This is a genomic window from Paenibacillus eucommiae (assembly GCF_017874215.1).
Taxonomy (GTDB): Bacteria; Bacillota; Bacilli; order Paenibacillales; family NBRC-103111; genus Paenibacillus_AI; species Paenibacillus_AI eucommiae.
Genome location: NZ_JAGGLB010000019.1, coordinates 40,755 through 57,117 on the forward strand (window position 1 = coordinate 40,755; position 16,363 = coordinate 57,117).

Sequence of the window (16,363 nt, forward strand, 5' to 3'; positions counted from 1 at the left end):
ATACTATTTTTTGTTACATATCTCATGGGCAGATTATATGAAAGGCCCCAGCTAAATGCGTACAGTCCGCATCCAACCGGGGCCTTTCGAATAATCACTAGGCACTGCCTTGTGAGGCTGCGCTGGATACCTTCGCTTGAGGAATAAGCTTTTTCATGTTAATCGTGCGTTTGATCTCCCAAGTAGCCTCGTCCTCTGCATCGTATGCTTCCAGATAGACAATAACCTCTTTGGTAATCGGCGTTGGTGTGGAGGCGCCTGAGGTTACTCCAACCTTCCGCACATGCTTCAGCCAGCTTCGCTGCAATTCAGACACATCAGAAATGCGGTAAGCCTTTACTCCAGCTATTTCCTCCGACACCTGTGCAAGCCGGTTAGAATTATTGCTCTTGGGATCGCCCACAACGATCAATAAGTCGACTTCCTTGGCCTGTTCCGCGACAGCTTCTTGTCTGACCTGAGTAGCTAGGCAAATTTCATTATGAATTTCCGCATGCGGAAACCGTTCCAGCAGCCGGTTCATAATATGCTTGATATCCCATTGGCTCATCGTCGTTTGATTCGTAATAATAACACGGCTGTCACCAAGCTTCAGATCATTCGCTTCTTCCAGCTGCTCAATCAAGTGCACATGGTTCGGGGCAACCCCTATAGCACCTTCGGGCTCCGGGTGTCCCCTTTTACCAATATAAATAATAGCATAGCCCTCTGCCGCTTTCTCACGAATCAAATCATGAGTCTTCGTCACATCCGGACATGTTGCGTCGACTACGGTTAGCCCTTTATCACGAGCCCGGCGTCTGACCTCTGGGGATACACCATGCGCGGTAAGAATAACGGTACCCTGCTCGATTTGCTCAAGTATTTCCAGTCGATTCTCACCGTCCAGAGTAATAATACCTTCTTCCTTAAAAAATTCAGTTACGTGCGAATTATGCACAATCATGCCCAATATATAAATAGGCCGCGGCAAATTGAGATTTTTAGCGGTACTCATGGCCAACGCCATAGCGTCTACAACTCCATAGCAATAACCCCGCGGCGTTATCCGAACGACTTCCATTCCATCCACCTGCCTTAATCTTAATGAGAAAACGAAAAATGATCTCTATTTCAATTATAGCCTATTGTAGGGATAGAGAAAAGGCAGCCGGGAACCAAATGACAAATATGCTTCCCTTCTCTTTGCTGGTCGTTACCTCAATCGACCCATTATGCTCGTCAATAATCCATTTGGCGATCGATAAGCCAAGCCCTGTCCCAGCCGTCTGCCCCCTGGAAGGATCCGCCCTGTAAAACCGTTCGAAAATCATCGGTACCTCTTCTTTATCCATGCCAATGCCTGTATCTGCTATACGAACTCCTATTTGGGTATCAGACCGCAGCGCGTCGAGCCTTACAACACCCTCTGCCGTGTACTTAAAAGCGTTTTCGATAAATATAAATAAAAGCTGCTGAATGTAATCGCGATTCCCCTCCACGATTGTGCCCTCCAGCACTTCAAGCCCCTCAACAATCCACTCCGCCCTACGCGGCAAAAATTGCGCTCTACGCACCACTTCTTCGATGAGCGGCTTCATCTCCAGGGGTACTTTCTCCATCTGGAATCCGGCATCCGCTCTGGCTAAGGCTAATAAATCATTGACAAGCCTGCTCATTCGTTGTGCCTCACCGGCAATATCCTGCATCGCTTCTAGTGAGAGCTCCATCTGCTGCGGATCTGCAAGCTTATTATTATCCAGAGACATCTTCCACATTTTCTCAAGCAAATCTACATTGCCGCGAATAGTCGTAAGCGGGGTCCTCAGCTCATGAGAAGCATCTGAAACGAATCTGCGCTGTGCCCGGTAAGCTTCATCCAGCTCCGAATAAATGACCTGAATACGGGAGAGCATGCCATTGATTGTATCGGTCAGCCTGCCAATTTCATCTCGCGGTCCATCGTAAAGAATACGCCGTTCCAGATCATGTCCACTTTCAATTCGATTAGCAGCTTCAATCACCTGATCGATCGGCATTAAAGCTTTACGCGCTAAAAACCAGCCCAAAGAAGCAGCTAGCAAAATCGTAAGCAAGGCAAGGAAAGTTAAAATGTATTGAAGTCTTTCAAAAAACATTTCGTATTTACCAATAGGAATAGCCGTTTGCAGGACACCTAGCAGCTTACCGTCAGGTTGATCAAAAATACCAATATTGTAGATGAGCAGATCCTGCCCTTCCAGCTTCTCCTTGACGAAAAATTCTTTTTCTTCCTTAAAACGATCCAGCCTTATTGGTAATTTCACTCCATAATATTGAAGAATGACCGATTGATGCACGGTATTCAGCTGCACATTATAGAGCTGAAGAAACGTGTTCGTTGAATAAAAATCCCTGTTTTCCAGCTCCAGGCCCAAGACAAGGCCCGTTTTTAAGGAGATACCGAGATTTTTCTGAATACGTGAAAAGGTCGTTCTTCCATTATCAGCCAAGTCTTTTTCCAGTGTATTGTATTGATAGTAATGTAAAAAAAGATAAAGTCCTATACCGAAAAGCAGCAAGGTAACCGCCAAAATGCCTGAGTACCAAAGCGTTAGTCGGAGGCGGATAGACATGTCTAAGAATCTCCTCTCAATACATACCCTGCTCCGCGGACTGTCTGGATGATGCGCTTGTCTCCGTGCTCTTCCATCTTTTGACGGACTAAAGCGATGTATACCTCCAGCACATTGGATTCCCCGCTATAATCGTAGCCCCATATTTTCTCCATAATCAAATCCCGCGAGAGCACTCTTTTCGGATTTTGCAAAAACAGGTACAGCAGCTCAAACTCCTTCGTCGTCAGCTCAATCAGCTTGCCACCACGAAAAACCTCTCTGGTATCTAGATCCAATACAACATTATCATAGCTTAAGCGGTTCGTCTGCTGCTCAGGACGCTCTGCACGTCTTCTCAGAAGGACGCGAACCCGGGCAAAAAGCTCTTCAAGAGCGAATGGCTTCACCAGATAATCATCCGCTCCCAAATCAAGCCCCTTGACTCGATCACTGATTTCATCCTTAGCTGTAAGCATCAGAATCGGCAAATCGCCGCCGCCTTCACGCACTCTGCGAACAACTTCCCAGCCGTCTATCTGCGGCATCATAACATCCACAATAAGCAGCTGAGGCTCATGCTCCAAAATTTGCTTCAGCCCCTCAGCTCCATTATTTGCCGTATGAATGATGTAACCTTCAAAGGCTAGTCCCCTTCTTAACATTGAGGTTATTTTCTCATCATCATCTATAACCAAAATTTTCTCTCTCATTTGCAGCAGGCCGCCTTTCGATTCACTTACACATTATAGCTTACATTGTATCAAAAAATCTCTGAAGCAAAAAGAAGCGGGGCCTGCAAGCTTCCGGCTGCCGGTCCCCGCTTCCCTATAAGTTGAAGCAACAAGCATTTATCTTCCCGTTTATTCTGTGGCCACGAGATTCCTGTCTCCAACCTCTACACTGATCTCTATTCTACTTCCATCCCGTATGACGCCTAATGACGCCTTATCGCCAACCTTAGTTGCTTGTATCTTGACGATCAGCTCTTCTCTGGATTTCACCTTTTCGCCGTTAATATCCACAATAACGTCATAAGGACGAAGGCCAGCCTTAAATCCAGGACTTCTGCGCTCAACCGTACCGACAAGCGCTCCTTCGGTGTTTTCCAGCTTCAGCTCAGTTACCCAATCCTTATCAATATTTTGCAGTCCCACTCCTACATAAGGTACTGGCGTTTTAGGAATGGTTACATTATTTTTAAGATTATCAAGTACCTTCGATATCGTGCTGGTTGGAATGGCAAAGCCAATTCCTTGTGCTTGCACGCTGACAGCCGTATTGATTCCTATAACTTCGCCATTCAAATTGAGCAGCGGGCCACCTGAGTTTCCAGGGTTAATGGAGGCGTCAGTTTGCAGCAAATGTTCATATTTACGAGTACCCTTGCTGTCCGGGATATCAATCGGACGTTCCTTGGCACTTAACACCCCAACCGTTACCGTATGGTCAAAGCCGTAAGGATTTCCGATAGCAACGACCCAGTCACCCACGTTAATGTTATCTGCATTGCCAAGTGGAAGAGTCGGAAAATCTTTATCGCCTTCAATTTTCAGTGCTGCCAAGTCAAGATCGTAGCTGTTGCCCAAAAGCTTGGCCACGAAGGGCTTATCGTATCCTTCTACAGTTACACGAATTTCATCAGCACCTTCGATTACGTGCTCATTAGTAAGAATGTATCCGGATTTTTCAAATAGAAAGCCGGTTCCCATCCCAACCTGCTGCAGCTCGCCTTCACCGTTCGGCTGCTGTTCATTCTGAGAGCCGCCTTCATCGCCGAAAAATTGACGGAAGAAAGGATCATCCAGGAACGAGCCTCCAGAGCCGTTATTCGTGCCTCCCTTGGATTTTACCAGCGTCTCTATTTTCACAATAGCAGGGCCTGCATCGGAAGCAATTTGCGATATGTTATTAGGCCTGTTAATATCTAGACCCACGTTTTGTAAATTTGCGCCATTGCCGTTATTGGATGACGCTGCATTATTAGTAGAGGCTTCGACTGAGTTATTGGAAATTAACGGTTGATTTCCGGTGAACAGGTTCATTTTGTCTGCCGAGAACATCAAGGTTGCGACAACCAATGCACCTGCCAGAAACGAGATAAACACACTTCGTGAAGATGAGCGTCTTTTCCGGTCATAATCCCATTCTTTAGAGGCCGCAGCCTGGCTTGAATCCGGATTAAAGCCAAAGGGGCGAAGCGGCTTGGGCGGTGTAACCTCAACACTCGAAGTACCGCTCGAGCCGGATACCGAGGTTGGCCTTGCCGCTGCATCTTCCTGAGCCTGCTTGTTTTCTTGAAAAGCCGATTTATAAGGTCCGTAAGAATAATAGTAAGAAGGACGCTCCTGCTTGGGTGCTATTTGTTCGCTGTCCTGGTTCTCAGGCTCATCCGAACCGTCATGCTGCGGCTTGAAGAAATCCTTGTAATCTTTTTTGTCGTCTTCCATCTGTACTTCCCTCCATTTAATCGATAAAGTTATGTCATGCATGCAAGCTATTTACACCTGAAGTGTTTGCTCTTGCTGTTCATATCCCTATCATGCACCCATAACCTTAAACAAACATTAAAAAACAATAAAATGGAGGTAAATAAACCGCATTTTGCATGCATTTTGCATACTAATGCAGCTGCCATTTGCGTTCAACCTCATTCAGCACCTTGACAGCCTCTTCTACCCAGTGGTCTTCCACCTTGGCATCTGAATCCACAGGGGTTTGGAATTGATCAATTAAAGCCCCCAAGACTTTAGGCTCAGCTTCTTTATCCAAGCCTTCATTGTAAACATGCTTCAACACAAATGGAGCTCCAATTTCGATAGTCGCATCGGTCGCATCGGAATCTCCATCCAGCCTGCCAGTAATGACCTGAAAGGGAATGCGCAGCCAAACTTTATGAGCCTCGTCCAAATAACGGTCAAAATAACCATGATCATACTCCCAATTCCCGCCCAAAGTAAATTCGTCTTCATACAAATGATCGCGAACAGTATCGAATGGCTCACGTACCTGTTCCAGCTTTGAAGTCAGTGCTATCATTTTCGCCACTCCTTAATTACCCAAGTTAAGCTTATATAAAAGCTTTACCTGTAAGATGTGCCAAAAATGATTTTTTATGTATAAGCGGCTTAAGTCATTGGACCCAGCCTTTGCGATGTGCATAAATAGCCAATTGTGTACGATCCTCAAGCTCGCATTTCATCAGCAAATTGCTGACATGAGTCTTAACTGTCTTAATACTGATGTGCAGCTCGTCAGAAATATCCTTATTGCTTTTTCCATCCGCAATGAGCATCAGCACTTCCCTCTCTCGCTGCGTCAGCCCCTCCTCATCCGAATGGACGTTGCGCTGTCTTAGTCCTTTCGTTAGAGCGAGTGAAACCTCCGAATTCATCACAGGCATCCCTTGGCTTGCGCTGTACACAGCCTGGACTAGCTGATCCGACGAAACGGTTTTTAGCACATAGCTGATAGCACCAGCCTCCACGGCTTCCAGCACCTTTGCCTCCTCCAGAAAACTTGTCAGCATGACAACTTTGACTCCCGGATACTTGGCGCAAATATGCCTTGTCGCTTCAATTCCATCCATCTGAGGCATCATAAGGTCCATCAAAACAACATCCGGGAGACCTCCGGAAAGTTCCGACTCCAGCTTGCTTAAAGCTTCCTTGCCATTAGCTGCTTCAGCTATTACACGCATGCCTGACTCCAATGAAATATAAGTGCGCAGCCCCGCTCTTACCATATCATGGTCATCAACAATCATTATAGTAACTTCACTATTCATCTTTTCCCTCTTCCTCCCCAGCCTGCTTGCCGAGCGGCAAAACATTTGTAAATTTAGGAATTTGTACTCTAATTCTCGTCCCTGATCCAAGCTTGCTGAATATTTCCGCATTCCCACCCAGCTTCTGAGCCCTTTCCCTCATCGTCGATAGACCATGTGAAGCAGATGGAATCTCACTTCTTTCAAAGCCCAGCCCGTTATCTACAAGCTGCAGCATATATTGATGCTCTCCTTCCTGCAAGGAAAGCCGGATCTGGTCAGCGGATGCATGCTTAACTACATTGGCCATCCCCTCTTGTATAATAAGAAAAAGCTGATGCTCAATAGCCTCAGAAATTTCTTCCGAAATGACGACCTCCATTTGTCCCTGCAGATCATTTGCCTGGCAGTATGCAGGGAACCATTTCTCCAGAGCCTCTTCCAATGAATGATTATCCAGCTCTATCGGTCTTAATTGGGATATCAGGCCTCTCATTTGTTTTTGTGCATGATGCGACATTTGAATCAGATGCTCCATTAAGCTTGCCGCGGCAGCAGCATCCTTACCAATTATTTTGGGCAAAGAGGATGCCGCCATATGAATAGCGAAGAGCTCCTGACTTACCGTGTCATGAAGATCTCTGGCAAGCCTTCTCCGCTCTTCCATTACAGCTGCTTCTGTTAGCTGCTGATCCTGGATAGCCTCAGCCTCACCGAGCTTTTGCAGGAGCTGAATCTTCGTCTGCACAGCAGCGGCCATCTTATTGAAGGCATCAAAAAGATCATGAAAGGAATTGACCGGCTCCATATCGACCCGGCTGGTGAAATTCCCCTTGGAAAGCTCCAATATAGCCAGATGCAGCTCATCGATTTTACGCTGCCATCTTTTTGTCGCCACATAACCCATCACCAGACCTACGACAAGCAAGGCGGCCAGCAAGCCAAACCGAAACGCAGGTCTGCTCAGCTCCGCCCCATAATATTCAAAAGCAATATAGAGCGTGAATACCGTTATCAAGCCCACCGTGAGAAAATATCCCAATAGCTGCCACTTCAAATTGAACATTCGTAATTTATACATAGTTCGCCTCAGCCTATTTTTTTGACAATAACGTCCCCGATAAACATGCTCGTGGTAAGTACGATCTTCCGCGATGCTTCGTCATACTGGGAAGTCTGCATATTCAAGTGACGCATCATTCCGCTTTCCCGGCGGTCCATGATTTTCATGTCGCCAATAAAAGAGCTTGAGTTAACCTTTACTTCCACATCCATATCATTGGGGATAAAAATTTTCACGTCGCCTATAAAAGCTGAAACTGAAATCTTGGTTTCTCCCATGGGGATGGAAGCCCGTGTTAAATCAATCACTGTATCTCCAATAAATTGCGAGATGGCTAGCGGCTTTAGCTCCCAGGGCTCTTTCCCTAAATGGACATCCCCAATGAAGCTTGATTTATGCTGCACGCCTTCCGTATGATAATTACTAACAAAATCGTCATAATACTTATTCTTCTTTTCATACGGTGGACGAGGCCCGCTACGCGGAGGCGCAGCGTTGGCAGAAGGCTCGTTTGCCGAATTGGCAAACCGGGCTGAATCTGCCGGCTTGGATACATTAGGCGTACCCCAGGTCTCCTTAATCTTTTCTGCTGCAAATTCTCCATGAATGTCCTTTAACACAGCTTTCTCTTCTTCACTCAACTCACGGCGCTCCTCTTCCACATCCCTTGCCGCCGGCTCCCGCTTGGATAGATCCACCTTGTTCGTGCCACAGTGCTGATTGTGCTTGTGCTGATTGTGCTTGTGATGTTTGCGCTCCTGCCGGTACTGCTCACGCTGCTCTTTATAAGCCTGGCGTTGAGTATCCCATTGCTGGCGCCAGTCGTCCCCGCCTTCGTTATTACTTGCTGTATCCTTTTCCCAATCCCAATCTTCTTTCGCAGCTCTCTTCGTTCTGCCAGAAGGCCTCAAAATCATGCTGATCCCAAAAATAATTAACGCTACAGGTCCAAGATAACGCAGCATTTCACCGATCGAAAGCTCAGTGAGCTCCAGATTCTTAAGCAGAAATATAACACCAACACAACAAACAATGAGATTCCATGCAGCACCGCCCCATTGATACCTGATTTGGTTAATAAATCCCATCAAGCCAAAATAAATGAGAAAAACGGGCCAATATGTTGAAAAAAACGATCCAATATCCATGGAAATAACACCCATTTGATTTAACAAGAAAAATAGTCCTCCTGCTATTAAAACTAAACCCCATGATAGCTTTTGAAAAAAGTGAGGGCTCATGCTCCGTTCCTCCATTTGCAGTTCTAATTTGTGTTATCTCCAGTTTATAAGAGTTGTACGTGAAAGGAAAGAGACGAGGGATTGAATTCTTTCTCGGTCTCTAGACGGAGGAAGCCATTTATAAAATTTGCATTAAAAAGAGCCCCGCGAATACATTCATGGGGCTCCCTGCGGAACAAGCTCACAGTCCGGAAGCAGCCGGGCCGGGAGCTATTCATCTTACACTTTACTCTTGGTAGTCCATAGCCTCCAACAATTGATACCTCCATATTTTCACTGGATCATTCATATTTATGTATCACATTGCAAGTCTTCGATTTGCAGCCTGCTGCCAACCATTCACCGATCCGATTATCATACCTTTGACAACATTAAGTTGATACTCTGGATATACTCACCTGCGGCTGTTTTTCCGGAAGCCCCCGAATCGATCAGAGTATGGAGTACTCCAACACATTCTTCAAGCTTCGCTTTGCTTTGATTCACATTTTGCACATTTTCCAATCGGTCTTTATCTTGCACCAGTAAGATGCCTCCGAGAGATTCAAATACATCAAAGTCCCTTGGCGTTTGCAGTCCCAGCACAGCTCTGGTAAGAGCTCGTCTGTAATCGCTTGTCGCCTCCCTGTCAGAGTAGCCCCAAAGCTTATCGCCAAAAACAAACACAGCACTTGGAAGCGTGCGCCCATAATGATCATTGGGCTCCCATGCACACATCTCTCCCCCAATAATTAAATGCTTCACCTCATCAGTGCTTTCTGGTCTTGCCTTTGGATGCCAGCTTAATATCTGCTCCTCTTCCATATAGAGATCCAAGTAAGTCTCTGGATAATAAGAGTTCACAACATGGAAACCTTCCTCCAAAAAACGCTGCATACTGCATCCTTCCACGGGCCCCCTTCCCTCCCCGGCAACTCTCCAAAATTGAATACGAATATCTCTCGGAATATTAGGCGAGCTTGAAATATCTATCCCATCGTTCCACATCATCATTTTCTTCCCCAAACCGGCAACTATATCGTAAATTCTTCTGACAAAGTAATAAAATAGTTCTCTTTTACCTTCTATGTTCTCTTTTCTGGACAGCTCGGCACATACATCACAGTCATCCCATGTCGGCCACAATCTTTGCTCCTGATAAACGTCAGTAAATTCAATTTCATCCGTACCGATATGAATATACTCCCCCGGGAAAATCTCAGCTATCTCTTTGATTAAGTTTCCCAAGATCTCATATGTTTTTTCACTGCCCACACACATGGTCCAATTGCTTGGTTCGACATTCCTGGTCTTGCATTTCAAATCCTCAAGCTTATCTATTATAAATAATCCATGTGCCGGCATTTCTATTTCAGGAATAATCTGGAGTCCGAAGAAATCTGCATACTCGATAATTTCCTTCAGTTGGTCTTTGGTATATTGCTGCATCGGAGTTTCATTCAATTCTGGATACACGTCTGTCTTCACAGGATTATGTTCGGTTTCGAGCAGATGAAGACGCAAAGTATTGTATTTTGCTTTTGCCATTTGTACGATGATTGTTTTAATATCTTCAAGAGGTAAATATTTTCTTCCCAGATCAATCATGACTCCTCTGTATTCTCCGTCGGGATAATCCGTTATTTTACACGCTTTCAGATAAAAACCATTATCATCCTGTTCAATTAATCCACACAAAGAGATAGCAGCATTTCTTGCACCCAGCTCATCGCCATATGTTAATACAACCTTGCCTTTACAGAACTCAATACGATACGCTTCTTTTATATGGAATGCATCGCTGGAAAGCACAAATTCAATAACAGGATCGAGACCATTCGAAAAAGAAATATTAATTTCAGAGGTCAAACTATTAAGCACCTGAAGGGCCATCTCGCCATAATCATCCCCTGCCAGCACAACCATCTCACTGTGTAGATAAAATTTATCATCAAAATATTCAATTTGTTTAGGTGTTGGTAATAACATAAGTTATCTTTTCCTCCCATTTATACAAATAGCCTTTCGGACGAATCGCGGAATTTCTTAGTTTTTCTTTTTCTTCTCCCCTCCTATTGAATGACAGAGTTCTAAGTGTCACGGTAGTTGTGAAAGCGTGCTATGAAAGCGCTCTCCATCTGTCTTGCTCCCAAGTTTATTTCGATTCGGTATGGGGTTCAATATGTGGTTTGCCGCGAAGTATGCAGAAATTCAACTCAATTGTCCTTAGAGCATTTTTTACATATTTATGTAAGTGTTACATATTTGCCGCAGGGTACTAACGCCTTGTGGATCCTTTGATGAGCGTGTTTGTGACTTGGGTGCGTTGCGGAGGGAATGGCTGTGGATACAATTGCGCACTTTCATACGAACACCAAGGTCAAACGAACATCCAACGAGGTTTTTTCTCTTGTCGGAGGAGATTTCCTAGCAATTAAGACCTAGGGATGAAGAGAGCTAAGAGGACCTGCTACTTTAACGATGTTTTTCATCGTTAAAAGCACAGGCCCTCTCCGTAATCTTACTTTAACGATGAAAAACATCGTTAAGTGCTTTACTGTTAGTTCAACGAGAACGACGCCTTGCGGCGTCCTGAGATGAGCGTTGATATAATAACAATGAAACATTTGTGGATAAATTAACTAAGCTGTTCTTTAATGGCTGCCCGAATGGCAGGAACTATCAAAGAGTGGCCCTTCGTATTTAAATGACATCCGTCTTCATCAGCTGTAAATTGCTCGAAAAAAACCTGATCGTCCCAATCTGTCCCATTCCCGGTAATGGAATTAATATCAACAAAGCCCGTCTGCAGCTCATTACTCAGCTTCTCAACAATATGACAGTATTCGAGTAACCTACTCTGGTTCACATCGGTGTCCGCCACATTCATGTAAGTCGCCACAAAAGGCGGGGTCATTAAAATAACTGATGGTGCTTCTGCCGGGGCTGCTTGAATACTGCCGTTATCCCGAATCTTTTGAACGATTTGTCTCAGATTGGTCTCATAGGCTGCAAGCGATACATCAGGCTCAGTCTTACCTTTATATACGGCGTGATCATTAGTCCCGAGCATGATAGTGACAAGGCCTGGATGATATTGAAGACATTTATTATCCAGATGTGCCAATAGATCCGATGTTTTCCAGCCGCCAACTCCGCTATTGATCATTTCCGTGAAGGGAAACTCTTCCTGCAGCTCCTGTAAAAATTCAAAATATACCTTAACTCCTGCCCGAAAAGCCGTTATAGAATCCCCTAATGCCACATATTTCATCTAAATCAACCTTTCAACCCTAATGAATGCCTGTATCCTTTCGGCCAAAAAGACCCGCGGTCACTCATTCAGTTATAATATGGTATTACCAATTTAATATTATTTTAGCACGTTCCTTATAGATGTCAATATAACGCTTCCATATGTATAGGGATTATCATCTCATCCCCAGGTTTAGATTCACTCAGCAGCCACCGGGCATGACTGATCTCTTGCCGAATCCTCTTTACTTGTTCCATGGGCTTCTTCACATGATGCATATATTCAAGAGCAAGCTGATGAGCAGACTTTTTGCTGGAGAAAACCCTGCGTAAGGGCGACATCGTTTGATAAGCACGCTCTTCTTTTAATCTCTTTATTTCATATCGTTCAACAACCCGCTCAATCTCGGCAGCCTGCTGCTCCTTGCGCGAAATATAAGCCTCCAGAAAAGGATAAATGTCCGCCGCTTTTTTGCTTTGTTTGTGATAGTTTTCTTCTGAAATTAGCGAGTTCATTATGAAAGCCTCCTCCAATGCTCATGTTAGTAATTATGACGTAATTTCTTCATTTTACACTGAAAAGTATTTTTTGAGAATATATTTCTAAAAAAACAAGAATAAATCACATATTTCCTCATTTAAACGTGAACTAAGTTAACATAAAAAAAAGAAAACAGAGAGGAATCCTCTTTGTTTTCTTATCTTCAACGACTAAAGCCAATATTTGATTATTCTAATTCTTAGATTGTTGTTGTTGTTGTTGTTGCTGCTGCTTGTTAGGAACGGAAGTTTCAACAGCAAATTCTGTATCTTGAGCATTATTTTTGTTATTGTTATTGTTGTTGTTATTTCTATTGTTGTTTTTATTCTTAGCCATTTCCATCACCTCCCTATACCTATTGTTTCCCACAACAATTAAGTTATGAGGAATTTTCATGGGATTATATGGTTGTGATTGAATTCAAATGGCCTAAACCTTATTTGTTGCAGCAAGAAGCTCATCTTTTATCTGTTTCCACATAGCTTCGTTGACTTTTCCCGAGCCTTTCTTAAGCACAAACACCTTAACTGTTTTCTTGCCCCACTCTTTATAAACCTGATCCTTCGTGTCAAAATAAAGATCGATCTTATTTCCCTTAATAGCACTTCCGGTATCTGCCACTACCCCATATCCATAACCAGGAATATAAAGGAGTGTCCCAAGCGGGAACACCTTAGGATCCGCCGCAATGGTTGATATCGCTGTTTTATCCCGAACCACTTTAATTCCGGAAAAAGTAATTCCATATTGCGGATGATCCGGATTTTTGCCAGTTGATTCAATGCCGGGCGAATACCCGGTAGCTATAACTTCTACTGCTGAGGAAGCGGCTAAATCACTGGTTAGCTTTGGAACAAATTGATAGCTGACCGTTGATTCTTGCTGGTTGGCCTTGACTTCTTCGGTCACTGCCTTCGGCTCAGTATCGTTGGCAACACTCTTTGCCATAGTTTTTATTTGAGCTTGCTCCTGTATTTGTGCTTGTTTTACTGCAGCGTCCGCCTTGACTTCGTGTTCGCGGCTTCTGGTCTGGCCCAGAAGGATTAGCCCTGTAATCAATAAAAATAAGATCACAAGCCCTCTGGATGAACTGAAGCTTAAACCTTTAAACAACATTTTTAGATTCCTCCCCTATTAGGGCAGGTTGTCCAGTTTTAACTTGCTTTATACGCGGTGATTATTGGCAATACAAGAAAAACGGCTTGTGGTGTCCATAGATTGTGTGCGTTCGTGACATTGGTGCATGGAGGGAGTGAATGGTTTTCGGCTCCAGCCACTGGGATCAAGAACGCCTCCGCCATCGCGAGCAAATGAGAAAGATCTTGAAGGATCTGCTACTTTAGCGATGTTTTTCATCGTTTAAAGCACCACGTCTTCTCCACATTTTACTTTAACAATGAAAAACATCATTAAAACCCCTTTTCCAACCCACTGGAGCCATCCGCCCACTTTTAACGATGAAAATCATCATTAACGTGACTCATTGGCCTGGAGCACTCGTTTTAACGATCAAAAACATCGTTAAATGAAGTGCATCCTCAAACGCCAGCCCCGAGAACGCACGCCGCGCCGTACACGCACTGCTAGCAGATGTTGCTTTCCTGAGAGAAAGGGATAGTGACGATAAGGAATAATTGTGCTTAATTTCTGCTTTCCTTAGAGAAATGTAATATCGTTAACTTTACCACTGCAAAGCTGCACTTCGTAATCGAAAGTTATTCACTCCTTCTAGTTGAGTAAATAAAAAAGTACCATCCGTAGATGATACCTTTTTGCCTTTTTAGCTTATTTTTTGTTTTTAATTTCATCCTGGATGAGCGCGATGACGTCTTCAACCGGCTGTGTCCCCAGATCACCTTGACCCCGTTTTCTGATGGAAAGAGAGCCTGTGTTCACTTCATTCTCGCCCACTACAAGCATGAATGGAATTTTTTCCAGCTGAGCCTCACGAATTTTGTAGCCAAGCTTCTCGTTGCGGTTATCTGCTTCCACACGTATGCCTGAAAGCTGCAAGCGCTCGGTCACTTCGTTCGCATAAGCTTCAAAAGCAGGTGAAACCGGAATGATTTTCGCTTGAACCGGCATAAGCCAAGTTGGCAAAGCACCAGCGAAATTCTCAAGCAAATAAGCTGTCATCCGCTCCATGGTGCTAATAATGCCGCGGTGGATAACTACAGGGCGATGCTTCTGCCCATCTTCACCGACATATTCAAGCTGGAACCGCTCAGGCAATAGAAAATCAAGCTGCGCAGTTGACAAAGTTTCTTCTTTTTTTAATGCAGTCTTAATCTGTACATCCAGCTTAGGGCCATAGAATGCTGCTTCTCCCTCTGCCTCGTAGAAAGGTAAATCCAACTCCTCGACTACCTCGCGAAGCATACGCTGCGACATTTCCCACATTTCATCGTTTTGGAAATATTTCTCTTTATCCTTAGGATCCCGGTAAGAAAGACGGAAACGGTAATCTGTGATGCCAAAATCTTTGTAAACCTCACGAATCAAATTCACGACGCGGGCAAATTCCTGCTTGATTTGATCTGGGCGGCAGAAGATATGAGCATCATTCAAAGTCATGGCGCGAACACGGTGAAGTCCGGTCAAAGCACCTGACATTTCATACCGGTGCATCGTTCCAAGCTCAGCAATCCGAATCGGAAGATCGCGGTAGCTGTGCATATCATTCTTGTACACCATCATATGATGCGGGCAGTTCATGGGACGAAGAACCAATTCTTCATTATCCATAATCATTTTCGGGAACATATCTTCCTGGTAGTGCTCCCAGTGGCCTGAAGTTTTGTACAAATCGACATTGGCCAGAACCGGAGTGTATACATGCTGGTAGCCGAGTCTTTCTTCAAGATCAACAATGTAACGCTCCATAGTACGGCGCACTCTGGCTCCATTAGGCAGCCACAGCGGCAAGCCTTGGCCTACCTCGCGAGAGAAAGCAAACATCTTCAGCTCTCTGCCCAGCTTTCTATGATCCCGCTTCTTGGCCTCCTCCAGCAAGTGGAGATGTTCATCCAGCTGTGCCTTTTTAGGGAAAGCAGTACCATAAATACGCTGCAGCATTTTATTTTTGGAATCACCGCGCCAGTATGCCCCCGCAATGCTAAGCAGCTTAAATGCCTTGATTCTTCCGGTCGACGGTAAATGGGGGCCGCGGCACAGATCGAAGAATTCACCTTGATCATAAATCGTAATCACGGAATCCTCAGGCAAATCACGAATAAGCTCAAGCTTCAAAGGATCTTCTAAGCCAGAAAAAATGTCCAGTGCCTCATTACGGCTCACTATACGACGGCTGATGGGCAGATTTTGCTGGATAATCCGTTCCATTTCTTTCTCTATTTTACCCAGATCCTCTGGGGTTAAGGAAGACTCCAGATCGATATCGTAGTAAAATCCATCTTCAATTACAGGTCCAATACCTAGCTTCACATTCTTATCCCCATAAATCCGCTTGATCGCTTGCGCCATCAAATGAGCAGTACTATGACGATATATTTCAAGACCTGCCTCACTATCGAGCGTAAGAATTTCCACCTCAGCGTCATGCTCCAAAGCAAAAGCAAGGTCTACAGGCTTTCCGTTCACTTTGCCCGCGATTGCGTTCTTCTTCAAACCGGACGAGATCGATTCAGCCACCTGTTCGATAGTTGTACCATAAGCAAACTCTCTTACAGCACCATCCGGTAATTTTACTTGTATCACCATATTCATTTCCTCCCACAATTGTTTATTGAACGCAAAAAAAACACACATCATCCCAAAAGGGACGAGTGCGTTCAGCTCGTGGTTCCACCCTAGTTCGATCCGCATAAGCGATAGCTTTGCTGCGAATCCTCATCAGCATTTGTTAACGGGAATGATCCGGTCTTGTATACTGTCGGCCTTCAATTACGTAAGAAACCAAGTTCCACAAAACAGCTACAGAGGGGT

At 44.6% G+C, this 16,363-nt stretch carries 14 protein-coding genes; all 14 read right to left on the bottom strand.

Translation table 11 applies throughout. The features are described 5' to 3' along the window. Positions 1-97: 97 nt before the first annotated feature. On the bottom strand, positions 98-1,063 hold the full coding sequence (locus J2Z66_RS24445) for a 4-hydroxy-3-methylbut-2-enyl diphosphate reductase (protein WP_209975320.1): 966 nt from the start codon (positions 1,061-1,063) through the stop codon (positions 98-100). A 61-nt stretch (positions 1,064-1,124) separates the two neighbouring features. Further along, on the bottom strand, positions 1,125-2,594 hold the full coding sequence (locus J2Z66_RS24450) for a sensor histidine kinase (RefSeq protein ID WP_209975322.1): 1,470 nt from the start codon (positions 2,592-2,594) through the stop codon (positions 1,125-1,127). 2 nt (positions 2,595-2,596) lie between these two features. Then, on the bottom strand, positions 2,597-3,286 hold the full coding sequence (locus J2Z66_RS24455; RefSeq protein ID WP_209975324.1) for a response regulator transcription factor: 690 nt from the start codon (positions 3,284-3,286) through the stop codon (positions 2,597-2,599). A gap of 150 nt (positions 3,287-3,436) precedes the next feature. Beyond that, a complete protein-coding gene (locus J2Z66_RS24460) occupies positions 3,437-5,023 on the bottom strand; it encodes a S1C family serine protease (RefSeq protein WP_209975325.1) in 1,587 nt (528 codons plus the stop codon). A gap of 172 nt (positions 5,024-5,195) precedes the next feature. Beyond that, positions 5,196-5,612, bottom strand: a complete 417-nt coding sequence (locus tag J2Z66_RS24465; protein WP_209975328.1) for a YugN family protein — start codon at positions 5,610-5,612, stop codon at positions 5,196-5,198. Between the two features lie 94 nt (positions 5,613-5,706). After that, positions 5,707-6,360: a response regulator gene (locus J2Z66_RS24470; RefSeq protein WP_209975330.1), complete on the bottom strand. Its 654-nt coding sequence runs from the start codon at positions 6,358-6,360 to the stop codon at positions 5,707-5,709. Continuing rightward, complete coding sequence (locus tag J2Z66_RS24475; protein WP_209975332.1) at positions 6,353-7,420, bottom strand: HAMP domain-containing sensor histidine kinase; 1,068 nt, start codon at positions 7,418-7,420, stop codon at positions 6,353-6,355. Before J2Z66_RS24475 ends, J2Z66_RS24470 begins: the two co-directional genes overlap by 8 nt. An 8-nt stretch (positions 7,421-7,428) precedes the next feature. Continuing rightward, a complete protein-coding gene (gene liaF, locus J2Z66_RS24480) occupies positions 7,429-8,658 on the bottom strand; it encodes a cell wall-active antibiotics response protein LiaF (protein WP_312894744.1) in 1,230 nt (409 codons plus the stop codon). A gap of 339 nt (positions 8,659-8,997) precedes the next feature. Then, complete coding sequence (locus J2Z66_RS24485; protein WP_209975334.1) at positions 8,998-10,611, bottom strand: family 20 glycosylhydrolase; 1,614 nt, start codon at positions 10,609-10,611, stop codon at positions 8,998-9,000. A 649-nt stretch (positions 10,612-11,260) separates the two neighbouring features. Next, positions 11,261-11,896: an SGNH/GDSL hydrolase family protein gene (locus J2Z66_RS24490; protein ID WP_209975336.1), complete on the bottom strand. Its 636-nt coding sequence runs from the start codon at positions 11,894-11,896 to the stop codon at positions 11,261-11,263. 125 nt (positions 11,897-12,021) lie between these two features. Beyond that, positions 12,022-12,393, bottom strand: coding sequence for a hypothetical protein (locus J2Z66_RS24495; protein WP_209975337.1), 372 nt, complete (start codon positions 12,391-12,393; stop codon positions 12,022-12,024). Between the two features lie 217 nt (positions 12,394-12,610). Further along, complete coding sequence (locus J2Z66_RS24500; protein WP_209975338.1) at positions 12,611-12,754, bottom strand: hypothetical protein; 144 nt, start codon at positions 12,752-12,754, stop codon at positions 12,611-12,613. A 93-nt stretch (positions 12,755-12,847) separates the two neighbouring features. After that, positions 12,848-13,534 carry a 3D domain-containing protein gene (locus tag J2Z66_RS24505; protein WP_281068884.1) on the bottom strand — a complete coding sequence of 229 codons (687 nt, stop codon included), beginning with the start codon at positions 13,532-13,534 and terminating at the stop codon, positions 12,848-12,850. Positions 13,535-14,203: 669 nt separating this feature from the next. Beyond that, positions 14,204-16,138 carry a threonine--tRNA ligase gene (thrS, locus tag J2Z66_RS24510; RefSeq protein WP_209975340.1) on the bottom strand — a complete coding sequence of 645 codons (1,935 nt, stop codon included), beginning with the start codon at positions 16,136-16,138 and terminating at the stop codon, positions 14,204-14,206. Positions 16,139-16,363: the final 225 nt, after the last annotated feature.

What these genes read in the sequence shown, in the direction of transcription:
- J2Z66_RS24445 (WP_209975320.1), bottom strand. Translation starts at nt 1,063, where the DNA reads ATGGAAGTCGTTCGGATAACGCCGCGGGGTTATTGCTATGGAGTTGTA.
- J2Z66_RS24450 (WP_209975322.1), bottom strand. Translation starts at nt 2,594, where the DNA reads ATGTCTATCCGCCTCCGACTAACGCTTTGGTACTCAGGCATTTTGGCG.
- J2Z66_RS24455 (WP_209975324.1), bottom strand. Translation starts at nt 3,286, where the DNA reads ATGAGAGAGAAAATTTTGGTTATAGATGATGATGAGAAAATAACCTCA.
- J2Z66_RS24460 (WP_209975325.1), bottom strand. Translation starts at nt 5,023, where the DNA reads ATGGAAGACGACAAAAAAGATTACAAGGATTTCTTCAAGCCGCAGCAT.
- J2Z66_RS24465 (WP_209975328.1), bottom strand. Translation starts at nt 5,612, where the DNA reads ATGATAGCACTGACTTCAAAGCTGGAACAGGTACGTGAGCCATTCGAT.
- J2Z66_RS24470 (WP_209975330.1), bottom strand. Translation starts at nt 6,360, where the DNA reads ATGAATAGTGAAGTTACTATAATGATTGTTGATGACCATGATATGGTA.
- J2Z66_RS24475 (WP_209975332.1), bottom strand. Translation starts at nt 7,420, where the DNA reads ATGTATAAATTACGAATGTTCAATTTGAAGTGGCAGCTATTGGGATAT.
- liaF (WP_312894744.1), bottom strand. Translation starts at nt 8,658, where the DNA reads ATGGAGGAACGGAGCATGAGCCCTCACTTTTTTCAAAAGCTATCATGG.
- J2Z66_RS24485 (WP_209975334.1), bottom strand. Translation starts at nt 10,611, where the DNA reads ATGTTATTACCAACACCTAAACAAATTGAATATTTTGATGATAAATTT.
- J2Z66_RS24490 (WP_209975336.1), bottom strand. Translation starts at nt 11,896, where the DNA reads ATGAAATATGTGGCATTAGGGGATTCTATAACGGCTTTTCGGGCAGGA.
- J2Z66_RS24495 (WP_209975337.1), bottom strand. Translation starts at nt 12,393, where the DNA reads ATGAACTCGCTAATTTCAGAAGAAAACTATCACAAACAAAGCAAAAAA.
- J2Z66_RS24500 (WP_209975338.1), bottom strand. Translation starts at nt 12,754, where the DNA reads ATGGCTAAGAATAAAAACAACAATAGAAATAACAACAACAATAACAAT.
- J2Z66_RS24505 (WP_281068884.1), bottom strand. Translation starts at nt 13,534, where the DNA reads ATGTTGTTTAAAGGTTTAAGCTTCAGTTCATCCAGAGGGCTTGTGATC.
- thrS (WP_209975340.1), bottom strand. Translation starts at nt 16,138, where the DNA reads ATGGTGATACAAGTAAAATTACCGGATGGTGCTGTAAGAGAGTTTGCT.